The following is a 12,546-nucleotide window of genomic DNA, read 5'->3' on the forward strand; positions in this document are numbered from 1 at the left end:
GAAAGACCTCCCCGCCACCCCCGGCAGGTCACGCCGGCAGTGGAGGGGAGGCTCAGACGATGGGACTACCAGTCGCTGTCGGACTCCTCGTCGTCGGACTCGAAGATCTTTTCGGCGACCTCCGCGGCGACCAGGCCGCCCGCCAGGCCGATGGCGCCGGCGGCGGCGACCGTGCCGAGGCCGGGGCCGCCGCGGTGGTCGTGGTGGTCGAAGTGGCCGGTATGGCCGGCGTGTTGGGACAGGGTGTTGAGCCAGGCGTCGATCTCGGTGGGCCAGTCGCGGTGGAGGGCCTCGTCGTGGGTGGTCTGGAGGCGGGCGATGGCGTCGCCGCCAAGGCCGCCCGCGCGGCGGTCGGCCTCAAGGACGATCTGCAGGCCCTCGGGCGAGGTGACGAAGGTCAGTTCGACCTCGTTGATCCGCCAGGCGTGCCCGCCGTGCGGGTAGAGCTCGATCTCCTGGTAGAAGGGGAGGTCCTGGTGCGCGCCGTAGATGTGGCCCATCTCCAGGTCGGCGGACCGCACCGTGAAGCCCAGTGCCGCGAACGCCGCGAGGACCCGTTCCTGGGAGGGCAGCGGCTCGACCGCGAACATGTCGAGGTCGCCCTTGTCCACGGCCTTGGCGATGGCCAGCTCGGTACGCACGCCCAGCGCCATGCCGGGCAGCGGCCGCCCCTGGACCTGGCTGATCGGCAGCTCCCACGGCAGCGGGATCTGGAACGGGATCGTCCGCTGCTCGCCCTTGCGCAGGGTGAACGGCTCGGCCACCCGCGCCCGGTGGAACTCCGCCAGACCCTCGTGCTCCCCCTCCGCGTGCTCGGCCTCGGCCTTGGCCACCAGGCCCAGCGTCACGTGCTCGATCTCGGCGTCGAAGTCGCCGCCCGCCAGGCGCACCTCCCCGGCCAGCACTCCGCCGGGCAGCACGCTCCGCACCGAAAGGACCGTGTCCACCGAGGGCGCACCGACGCCGAAAGCGCCCAACAGCCGTTTGAAGACCACGAACTCTTCCCTCCTGATCCGCGCCGCGGCATGCGGCGACCGCTTCTGAAACGATCACCGAGCCCGTGCGGTTCCGGATGGCGGCCGGGGAACTCGTCGGCCGCGCCCTCTCCCCGAATCGCGCACTATGAGTTACATTATCAGCACGCGAAGTGAGCCCGGATCGGATCCAAGCGTGGCGGCGAGACGCCGCGAATATGACCCTTGACCCGGCAATACGAGGATGGGCCATGTTCATCGAGCACAAGGTAAGCGCGTTCGACGACGTACTCACCGCGAGCCGGGAGAATTCCCACCGGTTCGCCCATCCGGGCCTCACCGGTCGCGCGGCGCGCGGACTCGCGGTGGTGACCTGCATGGACTCCCGGATCGACCCGCTGGGCCTGCTCGGGCTCAAGCCGGGCGACGCGAAGATCCTGCGCAACGCGGGCGCGCGGGTGACCGACGACGTGCAGCGCACGCTGGTGCTGGCGGTCTACGTGCTCGGCGTCGAGCGGGTGCTGCTGATGCCGCACACCGACTGCGGGATGACCAAGGTCACCGACGGCGACGTCCACGAGCTGACCGCCGGCCACGGAGTGGACACCCGCAGCCTGGAGTTCCACACCGTGCCCGACCAGATCGCCGCCCTGCGCCGCGACCTCACCCGGCTCAAGGCCAGCCCGTTCCTGCCCGATGACCTGCCCGTCTGCGGGGCGATCTACAACGTCCACACCGGCATGGTCGTGCCCGTCAGCGCCTGACCGCTAGGCTCCCCGGCATGAGAGAGCCGTCGTGGGTGGCGGCGTGGACGGGCGGGCGGCCCGCTGTGCACGTCGGCAACGTCGCGGAGTTCAACGCCGAGTACGGCGGTGTCGCCGCCGGGCCCGACCACTACTCCTGCCTCGCGGTCTTCGCCGGGCCGTGCCCGTCGGCCGTGGTGCTGCCCCGGCAGGTGGACGCGGCCTGGGTCGCCGGCCTGTCGGCGGTGCTCGGCTGGGGCGAGGTGGCGGTACACGCCGGGCTGGCGCGTGACGGGCGGCTGTCGGCGGCGATCGCCGCGCGGCCCGGCCTGCTGGCCGCGCTGCGCTCGGGCGAGGCCCCGGTGCTGCCGTGGGGCCGCACGGCCGCCTTCGAGCGGGTCGTGCCGTCCCCGCCGGGGGTACGCGAGGCCGTCACCACGTTCGAGTCCAAGCGCCGCGCGCACGCGCTGTTCCGCGAGCTGGCCGGTGACCACCCGGGCGTCGTGGTGCCCGCGCAGCGGCCGGTCGGCTCCCGCCGGGAGCTGCGCCGGGAGTTACGGCGCGCGTGGCGGGCGGGCCCGCCGCTGGTGGTGAAGGCCGAGTACGGCGTGGGCGGTTCGGGCACGACGATCGTCGGGCCCGGCGCCGGGCGGGCCGGGCCGGCGGCGCGCGGCGAGGGCCTGCTGCTGGAGGAGTACGTGCCGGGCGAGGGCCCGTACCGCGACCCGACGTTCGACGCGGTCATCGACGCCGAGGGCAAGACTCATCCGGTCGGCGCGGGCGCGATGGCCGTCGATGGCACCGCCTACCAGGGCGTCACCGTCGGCCCGGGGGCGCTGCCGGGGCCGCTCGCCGCGACCGCCGAGCGGTTCGGCGTCGCGGTCGGCCGGGCGCTCGCCGCCCACGGCTACCGCGGCTGGTACGACGTGGACTTCGTGACCGGCGAGACCGGCCTGCTCGCCCCCACCGAGATCAACCTGCGGCTCACCGGCCCCGCTGTGGCGTTCACCATCGCCGCCCGCCTGGACCGGCTGCGCGGCGGGCGGCACCTGGTGCGGACGCTGGACCGGCTCCCGCTGGGGGCGCGGCTGCCCCCGGCGGCGCTGCGCGCGCATGTCGAAAGGCTCACCGAGGTGTGCCGGGAGCTGGGGGCGGTGCCGCTGGTCACCTGCCCGACGGCGGCGTTCGACCGGCTGCCGTACCTGGGGATGGCGCTGGCGGCGCTCGATCACGCGGCGCTCGACGCGGCCGAGCAGGCGGTGCGCTGGGCGGACCGCGCGCTCGGCGCGATGTTCACCGAAGTCGGTCCTGCAGAGGGACCGGCCTTTTGGCCACGTAGACGACGACCACGATCGCGGCCAGCATCAGCGTGATGTTGAAGACGTAGACGAGGGCGGCCTGTGCCGGCCAGTCGTTCTTGGCGGTGAGCCGGTAGAAGTTGTCCTGTGGCCACCAGGAGGCCAGCAGCCAGGTGACGGCCAGGTGCGCGAGGGTGGTCAGCACCGGCCCACGCCGGGCTCTGACCAGCATGTTCCGGCCGAACAGCAGGAAGCCGACGCCGATTCCGAAAGAAACGCACTCGACCAGGTAGAGCCCGAAGAACAGCGACGCCCACGGCTGCGGCACCGCGGTCAGGTCGGTGGAGTAGGGCCAGAAGACGTTCGTGAGCAGGAACGCGGCGACGGCCGCGATCGGCGTGGTGATCGCGATGGCCCCGGTCGAGGTGGTCGGCTGGACCTGGTACGTGCCGCCCTTGGCCGTGGACACCGTGCGGTACTCCTGGGCGGGCAGCGGCAGGCTCTCGTAGTCGACCTGGCCGCCGGGCAGCCGCGGCAGGCCCTCCACCAGGGCGATGACCTCGGGCAACCGCCGCGGGGACACCAGCCTGGCCAGGAACTCGCGTAACTCCCCCGCCCGCACCCGGCCGTCGGGGACGACATAGGCGACCAGCTTGGTCTCCCACACCGCGGTCTCGACCCTGGCCACCGCGCACTCCGCCACCCTTGGGTGGCTGCGCAGTTTCCGTTCGACGTCGGTGTAGTCGCTGGAGTCCTTAGGCATCCGGCATACCCCCACAGACCGGTTCAGGCGGCGCTCATCAGATGGTCCCATGCCATTACCGCGATCGACAGTGATCTGGCGGATCTACCCGGTCTTCGCGACGACGCCGTTCTCGAAGGCGCGCAGCACGGCGGGGGTGACCCCGTGGCGGGGCAGGTCGCCCCGCTCGGCCGACTCCCAGCCGCTGTAGGTCAGCGCCCAGATCACCTGCTGGATCCAGGCGGCGGGGACCTGGTCGTCGAACACGCCCTGGCGCTGCCCGCTGCGGATCAACTCGATCACGCTCGGCGCCTCGGGGTCGGGGGCCCAGGGGGCGTCCCGCATGACCTGGTGCATTCCCGGGTCGCCGAACAGGAACGCGATCCGGTCGCCCACCTCGACCATGCCCGCGATCAGCCGCCGGATGCTGCCCAGCGGCTCGGCGAAGTCGACCGCCGCGTCCTTGACCGACGCCTCGATGGCCGCCAGCGAGTCGACCACCGCGGCCCTGATCAGCTCCTCCCGGTCGGCGAAGTAGCGGTGCAGCGTGCTGCGGCCGACCTCGGCGCGCTCGGCGATGTCGGCCAGCGTGGCCGTGCGGTCGCGGGCGAGCGCCGAGGCCGCGGCCGACAGGATCGCCCGGCGGGTGCGGTTGCGGGTGCCGGACTCGGAGGCGGGGCTGCTCACCGTCGAACCGTAGCACGAACGTTTGCTTTTGGGACTTCTATGTCTCATAGTGAGCGCATGAACTCCCATTCGATCCTCGCCGAAGGACTCCGCAAGCGGTACGGCGACACCTACGCCCTCGACGGATTCGACCTCGCCGTACGCGAGGGCACCGTCTGCGGGCTGCTCGGCCCCAACGGGGCGGGGAAGACCACCGCGGTCCGGATCCTCACCACGCTGCTGCGCGCGGACGGCGGCCGGGCGTCCGTGGCCGGGTTCGACGTGGCCGCCCGGCCCGCCGAGGTGCGCTACCGCATCGGGCTGACCGGCCAGGCCCCCGCGGTGGACGAGATCCTCACCGGCAGAGAGAACCTGGAGATGTGGGGTCGGCTGTACCACCTGGGCAGGCGGACCGCCCGGGCCAGGGCGGGCGAACTACTCGACCGGTTCGGGCTGGGCGAGGCCGCCGACAAGCGGATCAAGCACTACTCCGGCGGCATGCGCCGCCGCCTGGACCTCGCGGCGAGCTTCATTCTGGCCCCCCGGGTGCTCTTCCTGGACGAGCCCACCACCGGCCTGGACCCGCGCAACCGCGACGAGGTGTGGCAGGCGGTGCGCACCCTGGTGGCCGCGGGCAGCACCGTGCTGCTCACCACCCAGTACCTCGACGAGGCCGACCGGCTCGCCCACCAGATAGCGGTGCTCGACCGCGGCCGGATCATCGCCGACGACTCGCCGGACGCGCTCAAGTCCATGATCGGTGGCGACCAGATCGACCTGGTCCTACGCGAGGAGCGCGACCTTCCGGCCGCCGCCGAGACCCTGGCCGCCGTCACCGGCGCCGCGCCCACGGTGGACGCCACCGCCCGCAGGGTCACCGCCCCCGTAAGCGACCGGATCGGCGCGCTGACCGAGGCCATGCACCGGTTGCGGGAGGCCGCCGTGGAGGTGGAGGACGTTGCGCTGCGCCGCCCGACCCTCGACGAGGTCTTCCTCAGCATCACCGGCAAGGGGGCGGCGGCTTGAGCGCGCTCATCTCCCCCGTCGTGCCGCGCACGGCGGCGCGGCGGCTGGGCTGGGTGCTGTCGGACGCGTGGGTCATCGCCAGGAGCAACCTCATCCACCTGACGCGCAACCCGGCGGGAATGGCGAGCATGCTGCTGTTCCCGATCGTCATGGTGGTGATGTTCGGCTACGTCTTCGGCAGCGCGATGACCGTCGCGGGCGGCGGCGACTACCGGGCCTTCCTGATGCCCGGCATGTTCGCCCAGACCATGGCGGTCGGGGTCACGACCACGCTGGTCGTGGTGTCCACCCAGGCCACGTACGGCGTCACCGACCGGTTCCGGTCGATGCCGGTCTCGCAGTCCGGGGTGGTACTGGGCCGGGCGCTGGCCGACATGGCGGGCTCGGCGCTGGAACTGGCCGTGCTGATCGGCTGCGGGCTGGTCGTCGGCTGGGGGTGGCACAACGGGCCGCTGCCCGCGCTCGCGGCGGTGGGGCTGTTGCTGCTGCTGCGCTTCTCCCTGATCTGGGTCGGCATCTTCGTGGGCCTGAAGCTGAAGCCGGAGTCGGCGGGCGCGTCGTGGATGCTGATGCTGCCGCTCACGATGATCGCCAACACGTTCGCCTCGCCGGCGCAGATGCCCGGCTGGCTGGGCGCGCTCGCCGAGTGGAACCCGCTGTCGGCCACGGTCGCGGCCTGCCGGGAGCTGTTCGGCAACCCCGGCTGGAGCGGCGGTTCGTGGGCCGCACAGCACGCCCTGGCACTGGCGATCGGCTGGCCGCTGCTGATCACGGCGGTGTTCCTGCCGCTCGCGGCCCGCACCTATCGGCGGCTGGACCGGGTTTGAGAGGCATGTAGAGAACGCCCTCCCGGCTCCGACCTCATCATGAGGCGCCCATCGGGGGCGCCGGGAAAGGAGCGTCATGGGACGGCCAGTGGTGCACTTCGAGATCATCGGCGGCGATCCGGCGCGGCTGCAGGACTACTACTCCGAACTGTTCGGGTGGGAGTTCCACAAGGGCGACGCGGCCACCGGGGAGGTCTCCGACCCGGGCCGGTACGGCTTCGTGGACGGCGGCTCGACCGGCGGGATCAACGACGGCATCGGCGGCGGCCCGGGGTTCTCCGGGCGGGTGCTGTTCTATGTGGAGGTCCCCGACGTCGAGGAGGCGCTGCGCGAGGCGGAACGGCTGGGCGGCAGGCGGGTCATGGGCCCGGCGGGCGACCCGAGCACCCTCGTGGTCGGGCACTTCACCGACCCCGAGGGCCACCTCGTTCCGACGCCAGGTTCGGCGCCGTGGAGGTCCGCCGGATCACCGACACCGCCGAAGGCCGGGTCTGACCCTGCCGGGTGGCGGGCATGTGCCATGGGAGGGCAAAACTCGCCTGCCGGGCGGTTGCGGCCGGGGCCCGCGGGGCAGCAATCACCCCGCGCGTCCCGGCCGGCCGGGGCGTGGCGAGAGCCGTACCCGCACGACGCGGACGGGGGGAACGCCGATGTCCGCACACAGGGGCGCGCACGCGCCCGGTGACCTGGGCCGCCGCATCGCCGAGCGGCGTGCGGCCATCGGCCTGTCCCAAGCCGAGCTGGCCGAGCTGGCCGGCATCGACCCCGGCTACCTGCGGTACCTGGAGGAGAACCCGGCCAGCCCCACCGGCGAGACGCTGCTGCGGGTGGCCCGCGCGCTCGGCACCACCAGCGAGGGGCTGCTGGGCGGAGCGGCGGGCCGCCCGCCGGGCGGCGGCCGTCCTTCGGCCGCCCCCGGCCTTGAGACGCTGACCCGCGCCGAGTGCATGCGGCTGATCTCCCCCGGCGGTGTGGGCAGGGTCGCCTTCGACGACGGGACCGGCCCCATCGTGCTGCCGGTCAACTACCGCGTCCAGGACGAGGCCGTTGTCTTTCGCACCCGGTACGGTGGCAGGCTCGACGAGGAGCTGGACACCGGCCTGAGCGGGGTCGAGTTCAAGATCGCCTTTGAGGTGGACCGGATCGACGACGCCCAGCGCACCGGCTGGAGCGTGCTCATCCAAGGCCCCGCCCACCACATCACCGAGGCCGAACTCCCCGAGGTGTCCACCCTCGGCGTGGAGCCCTGGCCGGGCGGCGACCGCGAAGTCTACATCCGCGTGACCTCCGACCGCGTCACCGGCCGCCGCATCGTCATCACCTGACCGCTTCCCGCGACGCGCCCACCGTCCCGTCACAGAGCTTTCCATCGCTGTTACGTCAAGAGCTGTTGAATGGAAATGATGGGAGAATCGACGAATAGGCGAGATCGCCGACGGCAGGCGAGGGGGACCTGGGCGCATCTCCTCGGGCGCCTTCTTCGGGTAACCGAAAGCGACCGTACGCGTTCCAGGCGCGACCACGATTCTTCGTGGCCGCACCGCCGCGCAGCACGAGATTTTGTGAAGGGGACACATTATGGTAACGGACGAAGTGGGAGTCGAAGCAGCGCAGACTCTCGCCCAAGCCCTCGCCACCCATCTGGAACGCTGGTCGGAGCGCACGGGGATCAAGGTCGAGACGTGGGCGCTGCCCACGACGGACGTCGAGGCGTACATCACCCGGTCGGTGCTGGCCGCCGTCCGCGAGGCGCTGGCCAATGTCGAACGGCACAGCGGCGCCGAGACGGTCTCCGTCGCCGTGACGGTGGGCGCGACCGGGTTACGGATGACCATCAGTGACGACGGCATGGGGTCCGACGCGCCGGTGGAGGGGCGCGGCATCGAGCTGATGCGGACCGCCTTCGCCAACGCGGACGGCGACCTCGACTTCAACTTCGTGCCCGGCGGCGGGGTGACGGTCACCGGGGCGATCCCGTTCGGCCGGAGGTGACGACGGACACGAAGTCGTTCGCGGGCCCGCTCGTCGTGACGCGTGCCCGCGAACCCTCTCGAGTGAGACTTACGAGGTCAGCCCGTAGGCCCTGATGACGGTCTGGGTGAACGTGTTGTCACCCGAGCCCGCCGACAAGCGCAGCGACACGAAGTCGCCCGCCGCCGGGTTGCGCACCAGTGCCGTCCACTGGCCCTGGAGCCGGGTGACCGGGGCGGGCCGCCAGGTCTTGCCCTCGTCGAAGGAGACCTCGGCCTTGGGCCGGACCTCATCCGAGGCCGCCCCCGGCTGCTCGACCAGGAGCCGGATCGGGGTGAGCGCGGAGCGCCTGGCCCGGTTCAGCTCGTCGAGGCCCTGGGGGGCCGCCCGCACGTGGAGCATGGGCAGCGGCGCCCCCTTCTCCGCCGTGGTGCCGGAGCGGAACGTCCACTTGGCGTCCACAGCGGTGGACAGCGCGGCGTACGGTACCTGCCGTCGCCCGGACATCGTCACCGTGTAGGCCGATTCCTCGGGGGGCAGCTCCATCTCGACACTGCAGCTTGAATGATCCGGCGGCGCGCACGCCTGGTTGGCCAGTTCCTTGCCGTCCTTGGCCAGGCTGACCGCGCCCGACGAGTTGTCCTCTGAGCCGCCCCGCCCGGCCCCGGAATCGTTGAACAGACTGTAGCCGAGCTGGATGTAATCGCCGTAGCGCTTGGAGTAGTTAGACGCCGCCGCGCCGTATACGGCGGTGTTCCATGTCTCGGTGTACGACCCGCGGGCGAGTTCCCTGTGCGAATCCCAAATCCAGTGACCGAACCCGTTCTCATCGAGCAGCGTCATTCCAGATCCCCACATGAGGCCCTTGACGGGAGATCGGTAGTGGACGACCGTCGCGGGCACGCGCAGAGGGGTGTCGATGATGGACAAGAAGCCAGAAGGCCTGACATCGGCGACTCCCTCCGCCGGTACGCCCGCGCCCCGGTAGTTCATCGTGACCTTGGCGAGTTCGGCTTTCCTGGCCTTGTAGACAGGGTCACTGGGAAGACCGCCTTCGGCGGAGTTGTAGAGGTCGTACCGGTAGGGGCTCGGCGTGGTGTCCGCCTTGACCAGCGTGGTATGCACCCTGAACGACTGGCGAGGCGCCTGCGAGGGCACCACGAAGAGGCGCCCCTCGGTCAGGCCGTAGGTGCCCACGATACGACCTCTGTCGGTGGATTGCTCGGTCCAGAGGCTCATCGCATGCCGCCGTGCGGTCGGGTCGTCGACGGACTGCACGACCTCCTTGCCCGCGGCGAGGTCGATCGTCACCTGCCTGTTCTGTTCATTGAGCCGGAGCGGCGGCGTGTGGACGATCGTGACCTTGCCTTGTTCTCCATCGAAACTGCCGAGCAGAATCAGGTCACCGGCCGGTAGCCGGACCGAGCCCGTGCCGTCGCGAACCTCGATCCGCTCTTCCTGCCACGTTGCGACGTTGTTGACCCAGACGACGCCCGTCTGGCCGGGTTGCCCGCCCTTGGTGGTGACGGTCAGGTCGATGGTCTCCGGTTCGATGTACGCGCCCGCCAGGGTACGCACCACCGTGTCACCCGCCGTCGCGGTGACCACTCCCGCGTACGCGCCGGGTGTGATCCCGTCCGCCGCCATGGTGACGGTGAGCGACGCCTCGCCCTTGGCGGGGACGGTGAGCCGGTCGGCCGACAAGCTGAGCACCCCGGCCGGGAGCGGTCCGCTACCGACCGGCGCGATGGCCAGGTCGAAGGTGACGGGGGCGTCGCCGGTGTTGGTGTAGGTGATGGTCTTGGTGGTCTGCTGGCCCTTCTCGTGCGGCCACCGGAGCACCGAGGACACGTTGCCCGGGACCGCGACGACGGTCTGGGTGAGCGCCTTGGCCGCCTCCAGGCGTCCCGCGCCCTGCTCGAACGCGTTGGCGTCGGTCTTGGGGGTGGCGCTGCCGATCAGCGCCGACTTCAGCCGCTCTCCCCGCCACTCCGGATACCGCTGGGCCAGGATCGCCGCCGCGCCCGCGACGTGCGGCGTGGCCATCGAGGTGCCGGAAATGGCTTTGTAGGACCCCTCCGGCGTGGCCGGTACGGCGGCGGTGATGTCCACTCCCGGGGCGGTGATCTCCGGCTTGATCGCGCCGTCGCCGATCCGCGGGCCACGGCCGGAGAATTTCGCGAGTTGGTCCTGCTTGTCCACCGCGCCCACGGTCAGCGCGGCATCCGCGCTGCCCGGACTGTCCAGCGTGCCGTAGTTACCGGCGGCGGCCACGAACAGCGTGCCCGTCTGCTCGCTGAGGACGTTCACCGCCTCTTCGACGGGATCGAGCCTCCGGTCGTCGGTCCCGCCGAGACTCATGTTGACGACCTTGGCCTTGACCTCGTTGGCCGCCCATTCCATCCCGGCGACGATCTCCGAGTCGTACCCGCCGTACTCGCTCAGCACCTTGCCGACCGCGAGCTTCGCGTCCGGCGCGACCCCCCGGTACTTCCCGCCGGAGGCCGCGCCCGTCCCCGCGATCGTCGAGGCCACATGGGTGCCGTGACCGGCGTGGTCATTGATGTCCGGCTCCAGCGAACTGAAGCTCTTGCTGTGCGTGACCACGCCCTGGAGGTCAGGGTGGGCCGGGTCGTAGCCGGTGTCCAGGACGGCGACGGTCACGCCCTTGCCGGTGTACCCGCTCTTCCACGCCTCCGGCGCACCGACCTGCGGCACACTCTTGTCCAGCGACGGCATCCGCCGCCCGTCCAGCCACAACCGCCCGACCCCGCCCGCCAGCGACCGAGCGCCCGCGCCGCCGCTCAGCGCCTGCCACGCCGCCGTCGCGTCCTTCTTGGGCACCTTGACCGCCGCCAGCCCGAGCACCCCGCTGCGCCAGGTGGGCGCGGGCGCGCCGGATAACCGGAACGTCGCGGCACCGGCGGTCCGGGCGATGACCGGAACGTCCTTACGGTGCGCGTCGTCGTATTTCCACTCGATGAGCTGCGTGACGTCGAACAGCCGCTCATCCAGCAGGCCCCGCGCGACCAATGGAGCCGCGTCGGACGGAAGGACCACCAGATGGTCCTTCCTCTTCAGCGTGGAGAAATTGACCTTACGACCCTTGCCCGGCCGAACCGAAGGGCCTGAAGGCGAGATCGTGACCTTGTCGCCGGTGATGAGCGTGACGGTCGTCGCGCCGTCCTGCGGAGCGGGATGGGTCGGCCTGAGCTGCCTGTCCTGCCCCTCAGGTACACCTGGGGGCCCGCTCGCGCCCGCCACTCCGGTCGCCGCGGACGCCACTGTCAGAGCGACCGCCGCGATTACCGAAAAGCGCGTCATAGGAGAAACTCCCTTACTTGGTAGGGTATTTCTGCCTTACCCGGAGAATGATGCGGGAAATTTACACCGGGCACAAGATGGCCCACAGCGAGGCGGTGGCGATTTCCGCGCACTAGCAAAGCGAAAAAGCGTCCTCAGCTATTAACCTAAAAATCATGTGGCCGTGCAACAAAAATGGCCTTCGGTGATTCCCATGGTCGGGGCGGCGGTCGATCGGCTGTCGTGCGCCGGATCACGGAAGATTCGCCGGCCGGGCCGGCCCGCCGACAGCGGCGACCGGCTCCCCCTGCCGGATCGCCGCCTTTTAACGCACGATCTCCGCGTTGTGTGGACGGTCACGCCGCCAGGGCGGTGGCCGCCGCGGCGATGTAGAGCAGCCCGCCCGCGCAGACGGCGAGCCCGGCGAGCGGCGGCAGCCAGGAGGTCACGACCCTCAGGCGCGGGTGGACGGACAGCAGGCCGTACCCGCGCACGGTCGCCACCCCGACGGCCGTCAACGTGAGCGCCATGCCCGCCCCGAACGCCAGCACCAGCGCCACCGCGCCCACCGCCCGGCCCGTCAGCAGGCCGCTGACCAGCACGATGAACGCCGACGGCGACGGCAGCAGCCCGCCCGACAGCGCCAGCGCCAAAAGCCCGCGCCGCGACCAGGGATCGAGCGCATCCGCATCATGACCGTGTCCGTGTCCGTGGCCATGCCCGTGACCATGGCCATGCCCGTGACCATGGCCATGCCCGTGACCATGGCCATGCCCGTGACCATTAACCTGGCGGCGGGCCGACAAGTGACGCCACGCCAGGTGCGCGCCCACTACGGCCACCACCGCGCCCGCGCCCGCCTGCAACCAGGCCGTCACCCGTTCCGTGGCGAACCCCGAGCTCAGCCACACCCACACCACCGCGAGCACCAGCACCGACAAGGTGTGCATCAGCGCGACGATGGCCCCCAGCCGCACCGCGTCCCGGTACCGCCCC

General features: G+C 71.3%; 11 protein-coding genes and 1 pseudogene. 7 read left to right on the forward strand and 5 right to left on the reverse strand.

The window, feature by feature from the left end:
• Positions 1-65: 65 nt before the first annotated feature.
• Positions 66-995, reverse strand: a complete 930-nt coding sequence (locus C1I98_RS25050) for a sporulation protein (protein WP_111169880.1) — start codon at positions 993-995, stop codon at positions 66-68.
• 230 nt (positions 996-1,225) lie between these two features.
• On the opposite strand from C1I98_RS25050, the gene C1I98_RS25055 reads away from it, so the two are divergent.
• Both C1I98_RS25055 and C1I98_RS41690 read left to right on the forward strand, forming a co-directional pair.
• On the forward strand, positions 1,226-1,738 hold the full coding sequence (locus tag C1I98_RS25055; protein ID WP_111169881.1) for a beta-class carbonic anhydrase: 513 nt from the start codon (positions 1,226-1,228) through the stop codon (positions 1,736-1,738).
• Between the two features lie 17 nt (positions 1,739-1,755).
• A complete protein-coding gene (locus C1I98_RS41690; protein ID WP_158558171.1) occupies positions 1,756-3,090 on the forward strand; it encodes an ATP-grasp domain-containing protein in 1,335 nt (444 codons plus the stop codon).
• Here the strand turns inward: C1I98_RS41690 and C1I98_RS25065 are convergent.
• Together C1I98_RS25065 and C1I98_RS25070 are read right to left on the reverse strand one after the other, a co-directional pair.
• Positions 3,011-3,778: an AMP-binding enzyme gene (locus C1I98_RS25065; RefSeq protein ID WP_158558172.1), complete on the reverse strand. Its 768-nt coding sequence runs from the start codon at positions 3,776-3,778 to the stop codon at positions 3,011-3,013. The two genes, C1I98_RS41690 and C1I98_RS25065, sit on opposite strands and share 80 nt — an antisense overlap.
• 84 nt (positions 3,779-3,862) lie before the next feature.
• Entirely contained in the window at positions 3,863-4,444 is a 582-nt protein-coding gene (locus C1I98_RS25070) for a TetR/AcrR family transcriptional regulator (protein WP_233508161.1), read from the reverse strand.
• A 57-nt stretch (positions 4,445-4,501) separates the two neighbouring features.
• Between C1I98_RS25070 and C1I98_RS25075 the strand changes: the two genes are divergently transcribed.
• The 5 genes from C1I98_RS25075 (at position 4,502) to C1I98_RS25095 (ending at position 8,268) form a co-directional block, all read left to right on the forward strand.
• Entirely contained in the window at positions 4,502-5,449 is a 948-nt protein-coding gene (locus tag C1I98_RS25075) for an ATP-binding cassette domain-containing protein (protein WP_199537197.1), read from the forward strand.
• A complete protein-coding gene (locus C1I98_RS25080; RefSeq protein WP_111169885.1) occupies positions 5,446-6,276 on the forward strand; it encodes an ABC transporter permease in 831 nt (276 codons plus the stop codon). The genes C1I98_RS25075 and C1I98_RS25080 overlap by 4 nt, the downstream gene beginning before the upstream one ends.
• 76 nt (positions 6,277-6,352) lie before the next feature.
• The gene (locus C1I98_RS25085; protein WP_111169886.1) at positions 6,353-6,961 is read left to right on the forward strand and encodes a VOC family protein; all 609 of its coding nucleotides are present in this window, start codon (positions 6,353-6,355) and stop codon (positions 6,959-6,961) included.
• Positions 6,927-7,601 carry a pyridoxamine 5'-phosphate oxidase family protein gene (locus C1I98_RS25090; protein WP_111169887.1) on the forward strand — a complete coding sequence of 225 codons (675 nt, stop codon included), beginning with the start codon at positions 6,927-6,929 and terminating at the stop codon, positions 7,599-7,601. The genes C1I98_RS25085 and C1I98_RS25090 overlap by 35 nt, the downstream gene beginning before the upstream one ends.
• A gap of 253 nt (positions 7,602-7,854) precedes the next feature.
• Positions 7,855-8,268 (forward strand): sensor histidine kinase, encoded by a 414-nt coding sequence (locus tag C1I98_RS25095; RefSeq protein WP_146607615.1) that lies wholly within the window; start codon positions 7,855-7,857, stop codon positions 8,266-8,268.
• Between the two features lie 69 nt (positions 8,269-8,337).
• On the opposite strand, the gene C1I98_RS25100 is transcribed toward C1I98_RS25095, so the two are convergent.
• Positions 8,338-11,307: a S8 family peptidase gene (locus tag C1I98_RS25100; RefSeq protein ID WP_158558173.1), complete on the reverse strand. Its 2,970-nt coding sequence runs from the start codon at positions 11,305-11,307 to the stop codon at positions 8,338-8,340.
• 599 nt (positions 11,308-11,906) lie between these two features.
• Positions 11,907-12,546, reverse strand: a pseudogene (locus tag C1I98_RS41695) (High-affinity nickel-transporter); the annotation flags it as partial.

Source organism: Spongiactinospora gelatinilytica (assembly GCF_003236385.1).
Lineage (GTDB): Bacteria > Actinomycetota > Actinomycetes > Streptosporangiales > Streptosporangiaceae > Spongiactinospora > Spongiactinospora gelatinilytica.